Here is a 20,714-nt window from a genome sequence, read left to right on the forward strand (position 1 = left end):
TTCACACCACCCGTTCTCGGACGTTGCCGAACAATCCGGCTGGTTTGACCATCAGAATGACGATCAGCACCGTGAAGACGGCGATATTGCTGTACTGGCTGCCCGCCCACAGCGCGGTGAACGATTCCACCAGACCGACGGTCAGCCCGCCGATCAATGCACCTGGCAGAGAACCGAATCCGCCGATCGCCAACGCCACGAACCCCTTCAGTGCCAGCGCGGCACCCAACGTCGCGACCGCAAACGTCTTGGGACCGACCAGGAGTCCGAGGACTCCGGCCAAGGCACCGGAGAAGGCAAACGCTCCCAGTGCCAGCCGTCGTACGTTGACTCCGCGCAGCATCGCCGCTTCACGGTCTTCGGAGATTCCGATCAGCGCCAGACCCGTCATCGTCTTCTTCGAGACGTAGCTCAACCCGATGACCAGTGCGATCGCCGCAACCAGCAGGGCGATCTCCACCGGGTAGGTTCGGCCGCCGAGCAAGGTGATGGGATCGTTGGAGCCGAAGAACGGAACCGTGAGAGGCTCACTGCCCCAGATCAACTGCGTCGCACCGTTGAGCAGGGTGGCAACGCCGAGTGTTGTCACCAATTGATTCTGATGATCGGCGACCGGTCTGATCGCGATGATCTCCTCCACCGCTGCCAACAGCATGACCGTCACGGTGGCCATGACCGCCACGACCAGAACGGGGAGTTTCAGAGTGACCAACCCGGTGTAGGCGACAAAGGTGCCCACCATCATCAGCTGAGCCTGAGCGAAGTTGAACGTGTTGGAGGAAACAAAAACGATGTTGTATCCGATGGCGACGAGCACGTAGACCGCGCCGAGCGCCAACCCGGACCACAGAATTGTCATGAGGCGGCCGGGTTTCCGAACTGGCCGTTGAGGATCTTCGTGGGGCTGATGAACTGCAGCTCACTGGTATTCGGGTTCGGACCGTGGCTGTCGGCACTGAAGTTGTAGCGAGAGAGGAACGCCGTCTTGGCATTCTCCTGGACCTCAGAGGTTTCCAGTGCTTCGGCAAGCTTCTTCGGGTCGGTCGAGCTGCCGGCCTTCTCCGCTGCGGCCGCCACCAACGGGAATGCGTCGTAGTTGTCCGCGAGGATCAGCGTGGACGGGATGGAACCCAGCGATGCCATCGTGTCCACCATCGTGTTGACCAGTTCGTTGTTCGGATCGAACACCGTGCTGGTGAACACCTGCGTCACCAGGTTCTTCACCTGCGGAGTGCCCAGGACGCCGGCAGGCGGATCATTGGCGATGAGGTTGGTCGCGGAGACCGACGTGTTGCCGATCAGTGGTACGTCCCAGCCCAGACGCTCGAGGCTCTGGAGTACGTATCCGAGCGGGGCGCCGTACGCGTCCAACGCAATGGCCGTGGCCCCGGAGTTCTTGAGCGACTGCAACTGCGCCGTCATGTCCAGGGCAGCGGCGTCGTACTCTTCGTTGCCGGCCGCCTTCAGCCCGACATTGCCGAGTTCGGTTGTCATCTCCTCGCCGAAGAGCTCACCGTACGCGGTGCTGCCGTGCAGAACTCCGACACTGGTGTAGCCCTTGGTCTTTGCGTACTCGGAGATTCCGCGAGCGGTATCCGTCGCGCCAGGGGCGAGGTCGAAGTTGAGCGGGAACTTCGCGGGGTCCGTCGAATCGGGCGAGGGCGCCATGCTCATCGACAGGATGTTGTTCTGCTTGAGGATCGGCAGAACTGCAGCAGCGATGGATGACGGACCGGAGTTCAGGTAGAGGTCCGGCTTGTTGCCCGAGTTGATCGCTTCGCGCAGCTTGGTCACCGCGATGGTGGCGTCGCCTGCATCGTCCACCGTCGTCAACTCGATCTGACGACCATCGATACCGCCGGCCGCGTTCTGGACCTGAACGCCGGCTTTGGTCGCGAGCAGCGACGTCTGCGAGTTCGCCGCGAGAACGCCCTGGGCGCTGATGCCGCCGGTCAGCAGAACCCGGTAAGGCGAGTCTGCTCCGCCTTCCGAATCAGTGGAGCCACTGCAACCCGCGAGAGTCAGAGCCGCCGTCGCAGCAACTGCCGCCACAAGAATAGGCCGACGTTTCATGTCCGCACTCCTAGAACCCATTTGTATCGAACGTCAGGCGAATACCTGACGTGGAATTAGCCCGACCGATGGACACACCCCGTTTTAGGCATCAGTCGACCAAGCACCCGCTTGATAATCCAGCAAGCGGTTGCTTGGGTTCGAAGCATAGGATGTGATCTGGCTAACGTCAAACGGGCCATCCAGGCGAACGCTATGCACATTCAGGCCGCCTCGACAGGGCAATTCCCGCTGGGTGGAAGTACACGAAAACCTTTGAAAGAACACAGCAAAACGGCCCGGTGACCTTTGCGAATCCTGTGATTCGAAAGGCCACCGGGCCGTCAGTTCGTGCTGCTACGCGCTACCGCTGATTACGCGGTTTCCACACCACCAACGCATTGTTGCGCGGTATCGGCACCAGTTCCCGGCGGTAGCCGGCATGGACCTTGGCGATCTCTTCAGCCATTTCCCGAACTCGATGCTGCAGAGCCTCGACCTGATTTGTCAGCTCGATGATCCGCTTGATCCCGGCGAGGTTGACGCCTTCGTCCTGAGAGAGACGTTGCACCTCACGAAGAAGCGCAACATCTCGCGGGGAGTAACGGCGCCCGCCACCGGTGGTGCGATGCGGGGTCACCAATCCGAGACGGTCGTAGTTGCGCAAGGTCTGCGCATGCATGCCCGCCAGTTCGGCGGCCACGGAAATTACGAAGATCTGAGCATCGGGGTCAAGCGATACGTCTCTCTGATTCTTCGGCTGCTCGGTCATCACACACCGGCCCACCCGGCCCGTGGATCAAATCCGCTCGCCTTCTCTGCTTCGAGATAGGTCTCGAGCGCTTCGATCGCCGCGTCGTCCAGCTTCTGCGGGACAGACACTTTGACAGTGACCAGCAGATCGCCGGCTCCTTCAGGCCGCTTCGGGATGCCGCGTCCGCGAACCCGCAGAACACGCCCGTCCACAGTTCCTGGTGGAACCTTGACGCCGACACGGCCTTCCAGCGTCGGTACCGACAGTGTGGTACCGAGAACCAGTTCGCCGTAGCTCACCGGCACGGTGACCGTGAGGTCGTCGCCGTTGCGTCCGAACACGGAGTCGGGACGCACCCGGATGTTGACGAACAGGTCGCCGGCGGGAGCGCCGCGGAGTCCCGCTTCACCCTTGCCCTTGAGCCTGATCTTCTGACCGTCACTGACGCCGGACGGCACGCGCACCGTGATGGTGCGGGTGCGGTTGGTGACGCCGCTGCCGTGGCAGTCCTCACAGGGCGAGTCGATGATGGAACCGGTTCCCCGGCAATCGTCACACGGCTCGCTGAATCCGAAAGCACCCTGGTTACGGTTGATGACACCGGTTCCGTTGCAGTGCGGGCACACTCGCGGGCTGGTGCCCGGCTTTGCGCCGCTGCCGTGGCACGTGGTGCACGATGCCGGGCTCGTGATCCTCAGCGGAACCGTGACACCGAGCGCCGCTTCGCGGAACCCGAGCGTGGTTTCGGTTTCGAGATCCTTGCCCCGACGCGGACGATTAGCGGACGAGGTTCGCTGACCGGCGCCGCCGCGGTTGAACAATCCACCGAAGATGTCGCCGAGACCTGAATCCTGACCGCCGGCACCGCCGCCGAACAGGTCGTTGATGTCGAAGCCGCCGGCGCCGGGGTTGAATCCGCCACCGCCGCCTTGCGCCCGGGGGCCGAATCCGCCACTGGCAAAGAGCCTTCGGGCTTCGTCGTATTCCTTGCGCTTCTCCGGATCCGACAGGATCGTGTTCGCTTCACTGACAGCCTTGAAGCGCTCTTCGGCCTTGGGATCGTCAGGGTTGGCATCGGGATGCAGATCCCGAGCCAGCTTGCGATACGCCTTCTTGATCTCGTCGGCCGAAGCTGAGGACGAGACGCCCAGCTCCTTGTAGAAGTCCTTCTCGATCCACTCCCGTTGACTCACTGGGCGTCTCCTCCTCTCGCTGTTACTTTGATTCTTCTTCTGCGCCTGCGCTGCCGTCGGTCGGCTGCTCGCCCACTCGATCGGCAACGCCTACCATCGCGTGTCGCAGGACGCGGTCACCGAACTTGTAGCCCTTACGCATGACCACACTCAGGACCGGGTCGGCTCCTTCACCTTCGTGCTGCACAGCTTCGTGCAGTTCGGGATCGAAAGCGTCTCCCACGGCGCCGAACTCGCTCAAACCGAGACCCGTGAGGGTGGTGTTGAGCTTGTCCGCGAGGGCTCGCAGCGGACCCTCTTCGAGGTCTCCGTGTGCGCGTGCGCGATCCAGATCGTCGAGGATCGGGACGAGCACTCCCACCACGGAAGCCTTCGCGTTGGCGATGTCGACCTGCTTGTCGCGGTCGACGCGGCGCTTGTAGTTCATGAACTGTGCCTGCAAGCTCTGCAGGTCTGCAGTGCGTTCTGCCAACTGGTCAGCCAGCGTCGCTTCTTCCACGATGGCCTCGGCTTCCTGCACTACCCCTGTGTCTTCCGAGTCGAGCGGCGGCCGGCCTTCGCCGGCCGCCTCTCCCTGTGCACCGGTCTCGGGGTCGACCGGGTTGTTCTCGGAGTTGTCCGAGGTCACTTCTTGTCCGAGTCGGAAGGCTCGTCGACAACCTCGGCGTCGACGACGTCGTCGTCATTGCCTGCGCCGTCGGTGTTTCCGGCTTCGCTGGCTGCGGAGGCCTCGTAGATTGCCTGGCCAAGAGCCTGCGACTCGGTGCCCAGCTTCTCCACGGCGGTCTTCACTGCCGAGATGTCGGTGCCTGCGAGGGCGTCGTTGACGTCCTTGATCGCTGCCTCGACCTTGGTCAGGATCTCCTCGGAGACCTTGCCCGCGTTCTCGCCGTCACGCTGTTCCTTGACGAACTTCTCCGTCTGATGGACCAGCGACTCGGCCTGGTTGCGGACCTCTGCCTCTTCGCGGCGGGCCTTGTCTTCCTCGGCGTGAGCCTCGGCGTCCTTGACCATGCGCTCGATCTCTTCCTTGGACAGACCGGAGCCGTCCTGGATCTTGATCGTGTTTTCCTTGCCGGTGCCCTTGTCCTTCGCGGTCACGTGCACGATGCCGTTGGCATCGATGTCGAAGGTGACCTCGATCTGCGGGACGCCACGCGGTGCGGGCGGCAGATCCGTGAGCTCGAAGGAGCCGAGAAGCTTGTTGTGCGAAGCGATCTCGCGCTCACCCTGGAACACCTGGATCTGCACCGAAGGCTGGTTGTCGTCAGCCGTGGTGAAGGTTTCACTGCGCTTGGTCGGGATGGTGGTGTTGCGCTCGATGAGCTTGGTCATCACGCCACCCTTGGTCTCGATACCGAGCGAGAGCGGTGTGACGTCGAGGAGCAGAACGTCCTTGACCTCACCCTTGAGGACACCGGCCTGCAGAGCAGCACCGACGGCCACAACCTCGTCCGGGTTGACGCCCTTGTTGGGCTCACGGCCACCGGTCATCTCGCGAACCAGGTCGGAGACAGCCGGCATACGGGTGGAGCCACCGACGAGAACAACGTGGTCGATGTCCTTGACGGAGATGCCACTGTCCTTGATCACGGCCTGGAACGGCGCGCGGGTGCGGTCGAGGAGATCAGAGGTGATCTTCTGGAACTCGCTACGCGTGAGCTGCTCGTCGAGGAACAAGGGGTTCTTGTCCGCGTCGACCGTGATGTACGGGAGGTTGATGGAGGTGCTCTGCGAGCTGGAGAGCTCGATCTTCGCCTTCTCCGCAGCCTCACGCAGACGCTGCAGGGCCATCTTGTCCTTGGTCAGATCGATGCCGTTCTGAGCCTTGAACTTGTCGACGAGCCAGGAGACGATGCGCTCGTCCCAGTCGTCGCCACCGAGGTGGTTGTCACCGGAGGTTGCGCGAACCTCGACGACGCCGTCGCCGATTTCCAGCAGGGAGACGTCGAAGGTGCCGCCACCGAGGTCGAAGACCAGAATGGTCTGCTCGGTGTCACCCTTGTCCAGGCCGTATGCCAGTGCAGCCGCGGTGGGCTCGTTGACGATACGGAGAACGTTGAGGCCGGCGATCTGGCCGGCTTCCTTGGTGGCCTGACGCTGTGCGTCCTCGAAGTATGCGGGGACGGTAATCACGGCATCCGTGATTTCTTCGCCGAGGTAAGCCTCTGCGTCACGCTTGAGCTTCATGAGCGTGCGAGCGCTGATTTCCTGCGGCGTGTACTTCTTGCCGTCAATCTCGACATTCCAGTCGGTGCCGATGTGGCGCTTGACGGAGCGGAGGGTGCGATCGACGTTGGTGACCGCCTGGTTCTTCGCAGGCTGGCCGACGAGGACCTCGCCGTTCTTTGCGAATGCGACGACGGACGGCGTGGTACGCGAGCCTTCGGAGTTGGCGACCACTACGGGCTCGCCGCCCTCCAGCACTGCTACTACCGAGTTGGTCGTACCGAGGTCGATACCGACTGCACGAGCCATAGTGTTCCTACCTTTCGTTCTGCGGTGCTCTGTCCGAGTGCTTGATCTCGGCCATGACCGCGCGTTTTTCGCTTGGTGAGCGTCCTCCGCTCAAGTTTGCCCTCAACCGAGGCTGAGAGTCAACTCGAAGTTGAGCCGGGGGCGCTCAAGCTTGTCGAAATGGTCAACTACAACACCGGTAAATTTGTTCCCAGCCTCCGAGAAATTTCCGAAATGTGCTCCGGATCACCCGGACTGGTTACGATCGGCCCGTGACGGATCCCGACAATTCTCCCAGCGCCGATACGCGCCCCAGTCCCGCAAGGCCCGCAGTCACGATCCGTCCGCTGCACCAGCACTCGCCTCATCGAACACCAAAAGTCTCGATGGCAGCCTGGGCGGGGTCCGTCGTTGTACTCCTGGCAATCGCCGCGATCATGATCGTGAACCTGACCGAGATCCGTAGCGCACTAGAGGCGTCGATCGCGCGGGACAATCCCGATTACTCGGCAACCGACATCTCCGACGCGGTCACCGTCGTCCTGATCTGCAGTGGCGCCGCTGCTGTCCTTCTACTTCTGTTCACGCTTCTGACAGTGCAACTGTTGTCTGCCCGGAAGTCTTCCGCGCGGATCGTGGGCGCGGTGGTGGGCGTACTCGGGATTGCCGCAGGTCTGGGATTCCGGTCATTGGTCTCGGGTGCCGACCAGGTGAGCGCCGTACTCGACTGGGGACCACTCCTGTACTGCACGGTTGTAGCGGTGGCGGCGATCACCGGCGTGCGCCGATGAAAGTTCACATTCAGCTCGACTCCGCACCCGGCGACGGGGCCGCCCGCAGTCGCGAACTTGCCCAGACCGGCGCCGGTGGGCTTTTCACGTTCGAAGGCCCACACGATGTCTTCTTCCCGCTCGTGGAAGCCGCGTCGTCGGTGGAGTTGGACCTCATGACCAATGTCGCCATCGCGCTCCCCCGCAGCCCGATGCACCTGGCGCATTCCGCGAACGATCTCCAACTTCTCAGCCGGGGACGGTTCCGCTTGGGCCTCGGTTCGCAGATCAAACCGCACATCGAGAAGCGCTACAGCGCAACGTGGTCGCGGCCGGCGGCGCGCATGCGAGAAACCGTCAGCGCGATCACCGCCATTTTCGACGCGTGGGAACACGGAACTCCCTTGAACTTCCGCGGCGAGTTCTTCACCCACACCCTGATGCCGCCCACCTTCAACCCCGGCCCCAACCCATTCGGTCGCCCGCAGATTCTGATGGGCGCACTCGGGCCGATCATGACGCGAACCGCGGCCGCAGTGGCCGACGGCCTGCTGGTCATGCCGTTCCACTCCGAGCGCCATTTCCTCGAGCGGACCCTGCCGGCCGTCGACGCCGGCCTCCACGAATCCGGCCGAACCCGAGAGGAATTCACGATCATCCCGCAGGTGATCGTGGGCGTCGGACGTGGCGGCGAGCAACTGGATGCAGCGGCCCGCGGAGTCCGCAGCCTGCTCTCGTTCTACGGCTCGACCCCTGCCTACCGGCCCGTGCTCGACATCGAAGGTTGGGGCGACGTACAGCCCCAGCTCAACGCGCTGTCCAAACGAGGCGGGTACGCCGAAATGGCGTCACTGATAACCGATCCCATGCTGACAACTCTTGCCGTCGTCGGCACACCGGAAGAATGCGCTACCGAAATCCGGCGACGATTCGGAAATCATGCCACCGAAGTATGTTGCTATTTCCCGGGTTACGACGCGGATCCGGCAGATGTGGCGTCGATGATCTCGGCGCTCGCCCGGTCCTGATCACGCCCCCAGCGTGCGGGCAAGATCGATCAACGAATCACGGGCAGCGCTCAGGCTGATCTTCCCCTGCTCGATCAGCGGTGCCATGGGCGGAATACGCTGCGCCAAAGTCAGTTCCGCGGTGACAACACTGACGTTCATACCCATCGAAACACCCAACACCTGAACGAGCGGCGGCACGGTATGGTCATCGCCTTCGTTCCCGGAACCCGGCGCATAGGTGTTTCCGCGACTGGACACGATCACCACCGGCTTACCCGCCATGGGCTGAGCAGAAGTTCCAGCAGGCGGCGTATCGAAAGGCACAGTCGTTCCCAGGACATGCACGTAGTCGATCCACGCCTTCAACGTGGACGGGATCGACCAGTTGTACATCGGTGCACCGATCACGACAACATCCGCAGCAGCGAGTTGCTCGATGACCCGACCCTGCAGCGCTTCTGCGTCGGCATCCGGCTGCTCTCCAGCCACTCGCAGCCGCTGTGCGTAGTGCAGGGCCGCGTCCGAGAGGTGTGGCAGCGGATCCCGGTGCAGATCCAACCCGACTACCTCATGGTCAGGGCTGATCTCGGCCCACGTCTGAGCGAACAACGCGGTGAGTTCACGGGACGTCGATGTGTGAAGGTCGGCTGACGAATCGATGTGCAGTAGCTGTGGCATCCTTCCATCAGTACCAGAGCGCGCTCAACTCTTCTCCTCTGCGAGATCGGATTCCGCCGCGTACTGCGCCAGCAGTACACGCTCGCGCTCGCGGTGCGGATAGAAGAACGTCACGACAAGACCGCCGACGCACACGATGATGATTGCCGCAATGTAGGCCTTGGTATCGCCGTCCAGGAAGGCGCTTTTGGCGGCGGTCATGATCTGATCCGCGTATTGCGGGTAGCGCTCTGCCAGAACTTCGGCGCTGGAGAACGATTTGGTGAGTGCGGCCTGAGTTTCGGGGGTTACCTGGGATGCTTCCGGCGATGACGAGATCGCATTCCCCAACGATTTTGCGTACCCGGCCGTGAGTATTCCACCGAGAATGGACTGCATGATGGCGCCGCCCAGGTCGCGTTGCAGATCCGAGGTACCCGACGCCATACCTGCGCGGTGTACGGGAACTGACCCGGTGAGGGAACGCGATGCCGGTGTGCCGGCCAGGCCGACGCCGATACCGACAAGCGCGTAGGCGAGCGCGACCTGCCAGTACTGTGTGCTTTCGTTCCACATGAACAGCGCGACAAACAATCCGAGAACCACAAACAGGTAACCGGAGAGCAGAGTGACGCGGGCGCCGTACCTTTCGATCATCGTCGCCGACTGCGGCGCAACGATCACCATCGCCAGAGCGGCCGGAATGATGGCCGCACCCGCCGCCAGCGTCGAGTAACTCAGTACGTTCTGCAGGAACTGCTGGCCGATGAACATTGCGCCCATGAGCGAACCGAACACCACCAAGCCGCCAACGGCCGCTACCCAGAAGGTGGGACGAGCGGCTACGTGAAGGTCGAACAGTGGATTGACTGCGCGTCGTTGTTGCAGGAAGAACCCGATACCTGCGACCAGTGCGATCGCGCCCAGGACCAACGCCATTGTTCCGGAGCCCTTGACCGGTGCGAAGTTGATGGACAACACCAGCGCCCCGATGAAAACGACGGACACGATTCCGCCGAGATGATCAACCGGATCGGTGGTCTCGTTGACATGGGCGGGAACCAGAATCACCGCGCACACCAAGGCCAGGAGAGCCAACGGGAGGGTCACGAAAAAGACCGAGCCCCAATCGAATTTCTCGAGCAAGGCCCCGGAAACGATCGGACCGAGAGCCGAAATCGCGCCACCGATCGCAGACCACATCGCGATCGCCTTGGTCCTCGCCGGCCCCGCCCACAGTGCCGTGATGATCGCCAGCGTTGTCGGGAACGCCAAGCCCGCCGAGATACCACCGACGATGCGGGCCGCGAACAATACTTCGAAGCCGCCTGCAAACCCCGCGACGAGTGACGCCGGAATCGACAACGCCATACCCGTCACCAGGAGCATCTTGCGGCCGTACCGGTCACCGACCGCACCGAGATACAGGACTGTGCCTGCCAATCCCAGTGAATACCCGACGGCTATCAGATTGAGTTGCGTCTGACTCGCGTCGAACGCCTTGCCGATGTCAGGCAGGGCAACATTGGCCACCGACAGATTGAGGTTTGCCACCGCCGCAACCAGAATGAGTGTGCCGAGTACGTACGTGGCACGATCCGGAGACTTCGACGTGATGTCGTTCGACATAGGGCTGCTCCCAACGAGGCCGAATCCGAACCAGGCGTTTTGTCCGGATCATTCCGAACTCAACATAGATCCGTCGGCTCGCTCGCGCAGGACTAATGACATCCCTATTCGGCCACGATTTCCGCGAGTACACCTTCCGCGCTGCGCGCTGCGACCTGACACGCTCTCGCTGTGAACTGATCGAACAGTGGGTGCGACGACAATGTGCGCCACCGCTGCGCTGCGTCCGCGGCCTGGGCGCGCTGAGCATCGAGGCTCTCCCCTTCTGTCGCCCCCAAGCGCTCGTGCGTTCTGATTCCGTGGCCGCCGATCAATCGCTGCAGCGCTGCTAGATCGTCCGGCAAGAGATCGGTGTGAACCGATCCGAGCCGCCCGAGCAGTCGAAGTTCGCGAAAACCGTGCACGTCGGCGAGGAGTCGCGCCGCCGACGCTGCGATCGGTGCAGTGTTCTCGCGCGGATTGCGTTCGAGCAGTCGGCTCAGCGTTACCAGCGCTGTATGGGATTTGAGTTGGTCGGCGCGCTGGCCGAACTGAACATCGATCACGCGGCGCAACTCGTCCAATCCACTGCGGCGGAGCAATTCCGCTGCCAGCGTGGGAGAATCGCCGACGCCCAACTTGACCGACGTCACCGCCAGCCGAATCCCGAACAGCCCGAACCGTTCCACCAACTGAGCCCGCATCGCCGCATCGACCGGCAGCGAACTGTCTTCGCGGACAAAACGATCCGCCGACAGCATCGCCGAGCTCAGATCGGCTGCAGGCACCTCGGCAAGCGCCGCGAACGCGGCAAACTCGCTCTGCCGCAAAGTTCGGGCAGCCAGTGCCAACAGTCCGGCGACCGGCACCACCGACTGGCACAGGCCCGAGCGGCCGAGTTCCTCGGCAAACCGTCCCGCCACATCGTCGGCCGACGCCATCGCGTCCATTCGGCCCGCGCCCACTTCGTCCGCGCGCGAGAGCACCCCGATCACACCGAGCGGACCTGATTCACCACCGACGTGTTCGGCAACCCTCGTCAAGAACTGCAGGTCAGTCGCATTCAGCGCCCGCAGCAAATACACGACGGCATCAGCGCCCGGCACCCCGTCGTCGGGAACAAGGGCTTTCCATGTCCGGGCCGACACGTCGGTGGACAGTGACGACGTGCCTGGTGTATCGATGATCGTCATGCGTGCCAGCGCCGACGACGGCCACTCCACGTCGATTCGATCGACGATCTCGGATGTGCGCACACCCAGATCGAACGTCAGCCGGCCGCTGTTGCGTGCCACCGGTATATGGAACTCGGTGCCGCTGGAATCCGTAGCGCTTACCTTCGGCGTCGTGCCGTTTCGATACCAGGTGACAACTCGTGTGCATTCGGTTGCATCTGTCGGTGCAATATCTTGCCCGACAAGAGAATTGAGAAGTGTCGATTTACCGGCCTTGAGCGAACCTGCCAGAGCTACCCGCAGCGGCTCGTCCAACCGCGCCGCGCACTCGTCCAATTGAGCACAGAGTTCCGGGCTGTCGACGTAAAATCCTCGCGCCTGCTCGATCAACGTGCGCGCCGACTCCGTGGCGGTGACGTTCATGCTCCGACCTCAGCCTTCCGAGACCTGCCCGCTTGCACTCGCTCGCCGACCAACGATCCGGCACGCGTGGTCAATTCCTCTGCCACACGCAGATTCTCCTCGAGTTGCGCGATGCGTCCTGCCCGCTCGCTCGATTCCAGTTTGGCCGCCTCCTGCGTCGCTCGCAACGATTCGTTGATCGAGCGCAAAGCCTGCTCGGCGATGTCCGTGAAATGATCACGCAGGAGCCGCTGCACCAGGCGGAGCCGGTCTTTCGATTCCTTGCCCACCTGGAAACTCACGTCGTCCGCGTAGCGCCTGATCGCCGACTTTGCATCGGCCCGGCGCTTCAGCACCTGTGTCTGCTTGTCTTCACGATAAGCCTTGGTGCCAAGCAGAACTCCGGCACCGATCGAGATCGGATTCACCAACGCCATACCCATCATCGTGGTGATCAGCCCGAACATCAGGACGCCACCGTAGGAACCGCGCATGCCCACCAGAACTTTCTGCGTAATGCCGATACGGCCGGATTCGAGATCCGACAGCGCCGCAACAGGTTCGAGGAAAGCGTCGGTGTCGGCAAGGTCGATCTGCGGCAGTGCCACGTCACCGGTTTCGGCGAAGTGTTCGGCCACTACCTCAGCCAACCACTGCGCACGATCGTGCGCCCAGACGAAGTTGTCGCCGATGGCTGTGGCGATCTCTTGCTCGAGCCAGGTCCCGACGGCATCCCAGTCCTTGCCCGGGTCACACTCGTCGACGGTTTCCTCGGCAGCTCGGGTGACGCGGCGCAGGCGATCACGCAGGTCGTGATCGATATCTGCCGCGAGATCGGCAATTCCGTCGCCAAGGCTCTGCTGCCAGCGGGATGTTTTCTTGTGCAGTTCTTCTGCGACCTCCCTGGCCCGATGCAACCCGGCCACTGCTGCTTGCGCCGTCGACGGATCACGCAGCGCCGCAAGCTCACTGCCCATTTCCAGCGACAAGTGGGCGGCAATGGACTGCACGTCCATCACCACCGCTCGCCGCGTATTTGCCTCGCCGCGCGCAACAACCTTGTCCCGCAAGAACTGATAGAGGTCGGGAAATCCGGATTCCGCATCGAGTTCCCGGTCGTCCAAGCGCAGCGCATGCGATCGCAGGACGGAAGATATCGGAATCAGCGGAAGCTCGAGGCCGGCGCGTTGCAGGTGACCATGATTTGCGTCGACAATCCGACGCCAGTGAGGGTACAGATCCGTCTTGCTGACAAGACCGGCAACAACGGGGCACAGATTCAGGACCTGCCGGATGAACGCGACTTCAGGCTCGGTGAACTCCGCACTCGAATCCGAGAGCACCAGCACCGCATCTGCCGACGTAATCAATCCCAAAGTTCCAGCAGCATGCGGATTTCCGTGCCCTCCGACGCCCGGTGTGTCGATGAAGACCAGCCCGTCGGCCAACAGCGGGCTCGGAACGGAAACGTCGATGCGGAGGACTTCCCGTCCGTCGGCCCGTGGTGTTGCGGGCGTTATGCCGAGCAACTCGTCGAGCGGGAGCGGAACTCTCCGAGGTTCACTACCAGGTTCGGCCAGAACCAGCTCTGCGCCAGCGGTTTCCCCGTACTGAACTACCGTCGCAACGGCCGTTGTCTCGTCGTCTCCGACGGAACACACGTCGCAACCGAGCAGCGAATTCACGAACTGGCTCTTGCCCTGATTGAGCGGGCCTACGACAACGATGCGAATCCGGGGATCGGTGACGCGCACCAGCGCGCTCTCGGCGCGTGCGACCAGATCGGATCGATCGATATCTCTCGCAAGTACCGCCGTTCGATCGAGCAACGACGCGGCCGCCGACGCGACGCGTGCCTTACGACTGCTGACCTGATCCGCTGCAGTTTCCATGTGTTCCGTCGACTCGCAGTTCTTCCGATTCGGCAATTCCGGCCCTGCACGCTTAGCGCACGCAGGGCCGGAATTGTTACATCAGTCCGTTTCCGTACCCGCTGACTCAGGGGTGCAGGTTGTCGAGTACTGCCAGCGGATCGACCTGCTCGACAACGTCGGCAACCGAGTCCGGCGCGAACAACGACTCCGAGGAATCAGCAGCCAGGGAGCCGCTTGATCCGGTTCCGAATGCGTCACTGGCGTCGATCGACGACCAGGGGTTGGTCGAGCTACCAAGACCGCCATCGAATGAACCGCCAAGACCACCATCGAACGATCCACCGAGTGCACCTGAACCGCCAAGTGCGCCCTCGAGCGAGCCACCGATCTGCGTCGCCGCATCAGTGACCGCGTCGAGGCCGGCTGCTGCATCGAGACCGGCACCTGCGTCAAGCACACCGCCAACCGTCGAGTTCAGCCCGGCGCTGACCCCGCCGATGTCCAGCCCTTCAGCGGAGAAGCCGCCGAGATCGAGTTCCGGCAGATCCGCGCTGACGGAACCGAGGTTCACGGCCCCCAGGTCGAGGCTGGGCAGGGTTGCGCCGATCGAACCGGTATCGAATCCGCCGGCGTTCAATGCTGCATCCAATGACGCACCAAGCCCTGCGACGGCGTCGCCGCCGATTGCCGAGCCTGTGGATCCGTTCAACACGCCGCCGAGTGCGCCGCCGAGGTCTGCTCCGACCGATCCTCCGCCGCCCAGAGCGCCGGACAACACCGTGGAAAGCTCGGTTCCGAGATCCGCGCTCCCGCCAAGCACGGCGTCGAGGTCGAGTCCGCCGCCGAGAGCCAGAGCTGAATCCAGAGCGCCTGCCAATGCAGCTTCCACCCCGGTGTCGAGACTGCCGCCCACTCCCAGTGCGCTTGTCAGCGCCCCACTGAGCACGGTGCCGAGATCCAGATCGCCGGCCAGCCCGGTCAATGCGCTGACGTCCGTCAAGGCCCCCAGCGTGCCGCCGAGAGACGCTCCGAGATCGGTGCCGATCGATCCGCCGGCCGCGAGTGCAGTGGACAAGGCAGCGCTCAGATCGCCGCCGAGATCGATTCCACCGCCAAGTGCCAACGCCGATTCCAGTGCGCCCGACAACTCTGCGCCCAACCCACCGCCGAGAGCGAGGAGCCCGTCAAGACTCCCGGCGCCGTCGAGCACTCCGCCGAGTGCCAGGCCGAGGTCCGCACCGATATCTCCACCGACCGCGAACACCGGCGCCAATGCTCCGGAAAGCCCGGCCGCCAGGTCCAGCCCACCGGCCGCAGCGATCGCAGCGTCCAGGGCCGCACCCAACTCGGCGGTGAGAGAGCCACCCACGCCGAGTGCCCCACTCAGAGCCGCACTGAGCTGAGCTCCGACGTCGAGAGCTCCCCCCAGATCAACCACGGAACCGAGACCGAGACCAGCTTCGAGGACTCCGCCAAAAGCAGCTCCGAGCTGCGAGCTAATGTCCCCACCGAATCCGAGCGCCGCGCCCAGAGCACCGGCAAGATCACCGGCGACGTCGATGCCACCACCGAGTGCCAACGCCGATTCGAGTGCGCCTGACAGGCCGGCACCCAACCCACCGCCGAGAGCGAGGAGTCCGTCGAGGCTAGCGGCGCCGTCGAGCACCCCACCGAGCGCCAGACCGAGGCCCGCACCGATATCCCCACCGACAGCGAACACCGGCGCCAACGCTCCGGAAAGCCCGGCCGCCAGGTCCAGTCCACCGGCCGCTGCAATCGCAGCATCCAGCGCCGCACCCAACTCAGCGGTGAGAGAGCCACCCACGCCGAGCGCCCCACTCAGAGCCGCACTGAGCTGAGCTCCGATATCGAGAACGCCCTCCAGATCAACAGCCGAGCCCAGCCCCAGACCAGCTTCGATGACGCCACCAAAAGCGGCTCCGAGCTGCGCACTGATGTCACCACCGATTGCGAGGGCAGCGCTCAGTGCCGCGGCAAAATCACCGGCGACGTCGATGCCACCACCGAACTCACCACCGAGCGCGCCGCCGAGACCCAATCCGGCTCCCGCGCCGAGACCGACGCTGCCTCCCAAACCGAGGCCCGCGCCCAGTCCGCCGCCCAGTCCGCCGCCCAGGGTGCCGCCGAGTGCTCCGGCCGCCTGGGTTCCGGCGTTGACGATCGCGGACAGGTCAGCGCCCGCTCCGGCAAAAAGTCCGGACTCGGCAACAAGAGGTGCAACGGCGACGATGTCGGCAGGACTCACCTCGCACAGGCCGGCTGCATTGAGTGCTGCGACGGGATTTGCGCAGTACTGAGCGGCGGCCTCGTCGTCACGCAACAGACCGAGAATGAATTCGAGTACGGCATTGGTAGCCATGATGGGTTCTCCTGAAATCTTGGTGAGTATCGCGGTTCGAGCGGATGGTGCTTCGCTGCATGCGAATCGACTGCCGTCAACGCTAAGTCGATCGAGCGCCGACCCCAACGGGGAACGCCCCCACTCCTGCTCCAGATCGCAGAGAGAATCCCCCGGTATCGGCGTTAGGGGATTTGCCCCCGATAGGGGATCGCTCCCCTACTTCGCATCGAGGAGCCTCCGGGGAGTAACAAACCCGTCCTTCATCCCGACATTGCAGACAACTGCGACGGGCGTTCGACCATCCACTACCGAGGAGTTCACTTTCATGGAGGCAGGGCTCGGCATCGGTATCGGCTCGACAACTCTGGTGGCCGTCGTCGACAAACTCGACGACGCCCCCGCAAGCTCCCGACGTACCGTGCGGAGCGACAGTGTCGTTCAACTGGACCCGAGCAGCGTCTTCACCGATTTCGTGGAACGCGTGGGTGACCCGGTTCCGCTGTTCTCCGCCGACGGGACCCCACATCGGGGCGAGGACCTCACCGCGGTAGCGATTACGACGCTGATGCGCGACGCTCTTGCTGATCACGACCAGCCGAGCCACGTTGTCATCGCCCATCCCGCCTGGTGGAGCCGCCATGCGGTTTCGGCATTGGAAAACGCCCTGTCCGCCAGGATGATTCACGACGCCACCCCGGTAGATACGACGCTGGTCGCGGAGCCGATCGCCGTGGTGGACTGGTTGCGCACTTCCGGTCATCCCGATTCGGAAGGGCTCACCGTTGTCTTCGATCTGGGTGCCCGATCGCTCGACGTCACTGCCGTGACCACCACTGGTGGGAATACCACGATCGTCGGCAAGCCCCTGCACTCCGACGACATCGGCGGCGACGAGTTCGATCAGCTTGTCACCATGCATCTACTCACCGAATTCGACCGCGATACACACATCGACACGTCCGTGCCGGAGACTCTCGAAGCCTTGACAGCGCTTCGTGTCCACGCTCGCGAGGCCAAGGAAGCTCTGTCGTTCGATACCGAAACGGTTGTCCACGTTGATCTTCCCGGCGGCTCCCACAACCTACGCCTTGTCCGGTCCGAACTCGAAGACTTACTCCGTCCCGCGATCACACGATCGGTTGCCTTGGTACACGAGGCGATGCGATCAGCCGGTGTCGAGTCGAACGACGTCAGTCATGTTGTTCTCGCGGGCGGTAGCTCGTCCATCCCACTGGTCGCGGAACTGTTGTCGTCCGAACTCCGAGTACCGATGATCGCCGCACCGGATCCACGATCCTGCGCGGCGGCCGGAGCTGCAACTCGCGCAACCGCAATAGGAAATACCGCTGCTGCCGTCGAACATTCGCAGCCGAAACCGATTCCCGTTCCGGCATTCTCGACACCGATTGTTGTTACTTCGGACCCCGAGGCCACATCCGCGGCACGGCGCTCGTCCCGAGTTGGCATCGTCGCAGCTGTTGTCGGCGCGTGTGCGATCCTCGCGGCTGGTGGGCTCGGAATCGGTACCGCCGTGGACAAGATCAAACCCGCTTCGAGTTCCGCCGACCCGAGTATCGAATCCCCTACTTCCGCAACAGTGTCCAACCCGAGCGCGCCATCGGGCTCCGAACCGGTGGCCGACGCCGCGCCGTCGACAGGCGCAGCTGTCGCCGTCACCGGGTCGCCCGCCCCCGGCACCCGATCTGTGGGCGTCGCGACGACGGGGGCTGCCGGAACGGGTGCGCCCGCCGCACCAGTAGCCACAGACTCACCTGCTGCCGCGCAGCCGAACTCCGATCCCACGACCGCCCAGCAGAACGTCGACTCCGGTTCGCCATTTCAGATTCCACAGGTCCCCGCGTTCGAGGTTCCGGAGCTTCCCGTTGTTGTCGCGCCGCAATTCCCGGACCAACTGACACTGCCAACGGCCATCCCACGCTTCCCCGTCGGATAGCCGAGGCTGCGTCGTGAACAGTGAATCTCCTTATATCCGTGACCTTCTGAGCACTATCGACCTGGAGGCCGAACCGCTGAGGTTGTTTGTCACCGGTTCCGGTGCAAGTGCTCGGCCACAGCTTGTCGCAGCGGTGCACCGACGCTTGATCGGCCGCGAAGCCGTCGTCGTGACAGCCGATTTCACCGGAGACGACCGTGGGCCCGATACCGTTCTCTTGATCGACAACGCGCTGGACCTCGACGCGGCCGAGCTTGCGAAGGTCCTCGAAACGCTGCGACGCACCGACATCTCAGCCGTCGTGGCGACGGACATGGTCGATCCGCGTCTGGCCGACACTGCGGCCGACTTCTCCGCGTCAGGTTCGGTACTCCACCTGGACCGCTTGCGCTGCTCGGATATTCAGGCACTCGCGAACGGGTACGGGCATTCACTCGCGCCGGACGAAGCCAGCGATCTCGAGTTCTTGTCGGGTGGACATTTCGGTGCCCTCGACGCGGCCCTTCGGTCGCCGGTTCGGGGGCGTCAGACCGTCGACGATGCACTTCGGGGGTACTTCGCCCGCACCGTGGGTGCGCTCGATGCCTGGCAACGCGAGATTCTGCACATCTCGAGTATCGTGCACAATCTCGCGCCCGACGAACTGGAACTCGGCGGTCCGAGCGACGCATTCGATCGCGCGCTGGGAACGGGACTGTTTGCTGCGCAATCCCCCGCGATCGTCGAATCACTGGCGCATCCTCTCGGAGTCGGCTCCGAGCGCGCGACATTGGATCGAATACTGGACCGGCGCATCGAAGCGGGCGTTCTCGATATCGACACCGCTGTGCGACTTTTTGATGCAGGAGTACGTCACCCGGGGATCGCACACCACTTCTACGAGCACGCCAAGCGCGCCACCTCCGCTACGGCCGCCGATCTGTACCAGCGCGCTGCGGTGATCGAATCCCCTTCTGCCGAAACCATGCTGCACCACGCGGAGTGCGCGGCCTCGCGCGGCGACCTCGATACCGCTGTCAGCCTGACAGATTCGATACTCGGCGATCAGAGCGCACAAGACGCCGATCTAGCTGTTGCAGTGCGAATCTCAGCAGCGGTATCCGCAGTGTGCGGTCAGATCGCCTCCGGCGCAGAACTCTACGCGTGGCTCGGCCCCGCGCGAGCAGACGCGGAATCGGCATTCGGAGCGATCCTCCTCGTCGCGTCCGGCCGCATCGACGACGCCACGGCGATGCTCGCCGGAACCAGCGGCGCACCATCGCCAGGCAGTACCGGTACCGGCCTGCTCGCCCGCGGACTCATGCAGTCGCTGACGGGACCGCCTCCGCTTGCGCTCAACACGATGTCCCGGGCGCTGACACTGCCTCGATCTCCTGGGGCTTCGCGCTTTCAGGCCGACTCCCCTGCTGCCATCGTCGCCACTGCACTCATGCACACCGGAGCACATGATCGGGCTAGAGACGTTCTGGCGAAAGCAACCCCAGCGCACGACACATCCAGCCATCTGTGGGCCCGTCATCAGATTCTCGCCGCGTGGGCAGCACTGCTCGCCGGCAGTGAAAACCCCGTCGCCGACATCCCCGAATCAGCGCTCACGGATTCCCTCGGCCAGCGCGACACATTGTTTCTCCTAGCGTTGGAAGTGGGTGTCGCCCGGAGATTCGGGGACCTCGAGGACGTGCGTCGCACGTGGTCTCGGGCGTCGGGAACCCTCTTCGAATGCAGCGTCAATCTGCTCGATCTGTTGCCGATCTGCGAATTGTGGCTGGCCGCAGTTCGTCTCGGCGATACGGAACACGTCGACCATCTCATCGACGAGGCTCAGGATCTGCTACGGCTGCTCGGCGATCCGCCGCTGTGGTCGTCGCTGTTTCACTGGTACGGCGTCCAGGCCGCGATTTTGGGACAATCCCCGGCTGATCTGCTGCCGCACGCGCGTGCGCTCGCGGAATCAGCCAAGATCCACTCGTATTCCGCGGGTCTCGCCGAAGCCGGCCGCCAATGGCTGCTTGTCCTTCAAGGAACGGTGAGCGGCGACGAAATCGAGACCGCTGCACGAACTCTGAATCGAATCGGTCACTCGTGGGACGCCGCGCGCCTTGCGGGAGAGGCCGCGCTTCGGGCACCCGACACCAAGTCCGCAACAACGTTGCTTCAGCTCGCGCGCTCCTTTCGGGTCAACACACCTGAGCCTGGTTCCTCGAGAGAAGATGCCAACGCACTCCCCGACTCGCCCTTGACCGAGCGCGAACACCAGATCTCCGAACTTGTCGTACTCGGGCTCACCTACCGCGAAATCGGTGAGCGCCTCTACATCTCCGCGAAAACCGTCGAACATCATGTCGCGCGCATCAAGCGGAAAGTCGGAGCGCAGTCCCGTTCAGAACTCCTGGTAGTCCTGCGCAGCCTCACGACCCAGAACCGGAATTAACTGAATATTCACCCT

General features: G+C 63.3%; 15 protein-coding genes. 4 read left to right on the forward strand and 11 right to left on the reverse strand.

What is annotated here, in order from left to right:
- Position 1: 1 nt before the first annotated feature.
- The 6 genes from C7T36_RS06385 to dnaK form a co-directional block, all read right to left on the reverse strand.
- Positions 2 to 859 carry a branched-chain amino acid ABC transporter permease gene (locus tag C7T36_RS06385; protein WP_033235705.1) on the reverse strand — a complete coding sequence of 286 codons (858 nt, stop codon included), beginning with the start codon at positions 857 to 859 and terminating at the stop codon, positions 2 to 4.
- Positions 856 to 2,073 (reverse strand): ABC transporter substrate-binding protein, encoded by a 1,218-nt coding sequence (locus tag C7T36_RS06390; RefSeq protein WP_045064144.1) that lies wholly within the window; start codon positions 2,071 to 2,073, stop codon positions 856 to 858. The genes C7T36_RS06385 and C7T36_RS06390 overlap by 4 nt, the downstream gene beginning before the upstream one ends.
- 343 nt (positions 2,074 to 2,416) lie before the next feature.
- Positions 2,417 to 2,824 carry a heat shock protein transcriptional repressor HspR gene (locus C7T36_RS06395; RefSeq protein WP_033235707.1) on the reverse strand — a complete coding sequence of 136 codons (408 nt, stop codon included), beginning with the start codon at positions 2,822 to 2,824 and terminating at the stop codon, positions 2,417 to 2,419.
- The gene (gene dnaJ, locus C7T36_RS06400) at positions 2,824 to 3,999 is read right to left on the reverse strand and encodes a molecular chaperone DnaJ (protein WP_033235708.1); all 1,176 of its coding nucleotides are present in this window, start codon (positions 3,997 to 3,999) and stop codon (positions 2,824 to 2,826) included. The genes C7T36_RS06395 and dnaJ overlap by 1 nt, the downstream gene beginning before the upstream one ends.
- Before the next feature lie 22 nt (positions 4,000 to 4,021).
- Positions 4,022 to 4,627 (reverse strand): nucleotide exchange factor GrpE, encoded by a 606-nt coding sequence (gene grpE, locus C7T36_RS06405; RefSeq protein WP_045064147.1) that lies wholly within the window; start codon positions 4,625 to 4,627, stop codon positions 4,022 to 4,024.
- Positions 4,624 to 6,477 carry a molecular chaperone DnaK gene (gene dnaK / locus C7T36_RS06410; protein ID WP_033235710.1) on the reverse strand — a complete coding sequence of 618 codons (1,854 nt, stop codon included), beginning with the start codon at positions 6,475 to 6,477 and terminating at the stop codon, positions 4,624 to 4,626. The genes grpE and dnaK overlap by 4 nt, the downstream gene beginning before the upstream one ends.
- 251 nt (positions 6,478 to 6,728) lie before the next feature.
- On the opposite strand from dnaK, the gene C7T36_RS06415 reads away from it, so the two are divergent.
- Together C7T36_RS06415 and C7T36_RS06420 are read left to right on the forward strand one after the other, a co-directional pair.
- Positions 6,729 to 7,247 carry a hypothetical protein gene (locus C7T36_RS06415; protein WP_239654600.1) on the forward strand — a complete coding sequence of 173 codons (519 nt, stop codon included), beginning with the start codon at positions 6,729 to 6,731 and terminating at the stop codon, positions 7,245 to 7,247.
- Positions 7,244 to 8,254, forward strand: coding sequence for a TIGR03617 family F420-dependent LLM class oxidoreductase (locus tag C7T36_RS06420; protein ID WP_045064156.1), 1,011 nt, complete (start codon positions 7,244 to 7,246; stop codon positions 8,252 to 8,254). Before C7T36_RS06415 ends, C7T36_RS06420 begins: the two co-directional genes overlap by 4 nt.
- Here the strand turns inward: C7T36_RS06420 and C7T36_RS06425 are convergent, their stop codons facing one another.
- From C7T36_RS06425 to C7T36_RS06445, 5 genes are all read right to left on the reverse strand, one after another.
- Positions 8,255 to 8,914: an FMN-dependent NADH-azoreductase gene (locus C7T36_RS06425; protein ID WP_045064158.1), complete on the reverse strand. Its 660-nt coding sequence runs from the start codon at positions 8,912 to 8,914 to the stop codon at positions 8,255 to 8,257.
- 24 nt (positions 8,915 to 8,938) lie between these two features.
- Positions 8,939 to 10,522, reverse strand: coding sequence for an MFS transporter (locus C7T36_RS06430; RefSeq protein ID WP_045064161.1), 1,584 nt, complete (start codon positions 10,520 to 10,522; stop codon positions 8,939 to 8,941).
- Positions 10,523 to 10,626: 104 nt separating this feature from the next.
- Positions 10,627 to 12,099: a dynamin family protein gene (locus C7T36_RS06435; RefSeq protein ID WP_045064162.1), complete on the reverse strand. Its 1,473-nt coding sequence runs from the start codon at positions 12,097 to 12,099 to the stop codon at positions 10,627 to 10,629.
- Positions 12,096 to 13,970 carry a dynamin family protein gene (locus C7T36_RS06440; protein ID WP_045064163.1) on the reverse strand — a complete coding sequence of 625 codons (1,875 nt, stop codon included), beginning with the start codon at positions 13,968 to 13,970 and terminating at the stop codon, positions 12,096 to 12,098. The genes C7T36_RS06435 and C7T36_RS06440 overlap by 4 nt, the downstream gene beginning before the upstream one ends.
- Positions 13,971 to 14,076: 106 nt before the next feature.
- A complete protein-coding gene (locus C7T36_RS06445) occupies positions 14,077 to 16,332 on the reverse strand; it encodes an IniB N-terminal domain-containing protein (RefSeq protein WP_045064164.1) in 2,256 nt (751 codons plus the stop codon).
- A 307-nt stretch (positions 16,333 to 16,639) separates the two neighbouring features.
- Between C7T36_RS06445 and C7T36_RS06450 the strand changes: the two genes are divergently transcribed.
- Both C7T36_RS06450 and C7T36_RS06455 read left to right on the forward strand, forming a co-directional pair.
- Positions 16,640 to 18,268, forward strand: coding sequence for an Hsp70 family protein (locus C7T36_RS06450; RefSeq protein ID WP_052683309.1), 1,629 nt, complete (start codon positions 16,640 to 16,642; stop codon positions 18,266 to 18,268).
- Between the two features lie 13 nt (positions 18,269 to 18,281).
- Positions 18,282 to 20,699 carry a helix-turn-helix transcriptional regulator gene (locus C7T36_RS06455; protein WP_045064166.1) on the forward strand — a complete coding sequence of 806 codons (2,418 nt, stop codon included), beginning with the start codon at positions 18,282 to 18,284 and terminating at the stop codon, positions 20,697 to 20,699.
- Positions 20,700 to 20,714: the final 15 nt, after the last annotated feature.

The sequence above is a fragment of the Rhodococcus sp. AD45-ID genome (genome assembly GCF_003023755.1).
Classification (GTDB): domain Bacteria; phylum Actinomycetota; class Actinomycetes; order Mycobacteriales; family Mycobacteriaceae; genus Rhodococcus_F; species Rhodococcus_F globerula.

Bases quoted from the DNA above. Each gene is read 5' to 3' on its own strand.
- C7T36_RS06385 (WP_033235705.1), bottom strand. From the start codon at position 859: ATGACAATTCTGTGGTCCGGGTTGGCGCTCGGCGCGGTCTACGTGCTC.
- C7T36_RS06390 (WP_045064144.1), bottom strand. From the start codon at position 2,073: ATGAAACGTCGGCCTATTCTTGTGGCGGCAGTTGCTGCGACGGCGGCT.
- C7T36_RS06395 (WP_033235707.1), bottom strand. From the start codon at position 2,824: ATGACCGAGCAGCCGAAGAATCAGAGAGACGTATCGCTTGACCCCGAT.
- dnaK (WP_033235710.1), bottom strand. From the start codon at position 6,477: ATGGCTCGTGCAGTCGGTATCGACCTCGGTACGACCAACTCGGTAGTA.
- C7T36_RS06420 (WP_045064156.1), top strand. From the start codon at position 7,244: ATGAAAGTTCACATTCAGCTCGACTCCGCACCCGGCGACGGGGCCGCC.
- C7T36_RS06425 (WP_045064158.1), bottom strand. From the start codon at position 8,914: ATGCCACAGCTACTGCACATCGATTCGTCAGCCGACCTTCACACATCG.
- C7T36_RS06430 (WP_045064161.1), bottom strand. From the start codon at position 10,522: ATGTCGAACGACATCACGTCGAAGTCTCCGGATCGTGCCACGTACGTA.
- C7T36_RS06435 (WP_045064162.1), bottom strand. From the start codon at position 12,099: ATGAACGTCACCGCCACGGAGTCGGCGCGCACGTTGATCGAGCAGGCG.
- C7T36_RS06440 (WP_045064163.1), bottom strand. From the start codon at position 13,970: ATGGAAACTGCAGCGGATCAGGTCAGCAGTCGTAAGGCACGCGTCGCG.
- C7T36_RS06445 (WP_045064164.1), bottom strand. From the start codon at position 16,332: ATGGCTACCAATGCCGTACTCGAATTCATTCTCGGTCTGTTGCGTGAC.
- C7T36_RS06450 (WP_052683309.1), top strand. From the start codon at position 16,640: ATGGAGGCAGGGCTCGGCATCGGTATCGGCTCGACAACTCTGGTGGCC.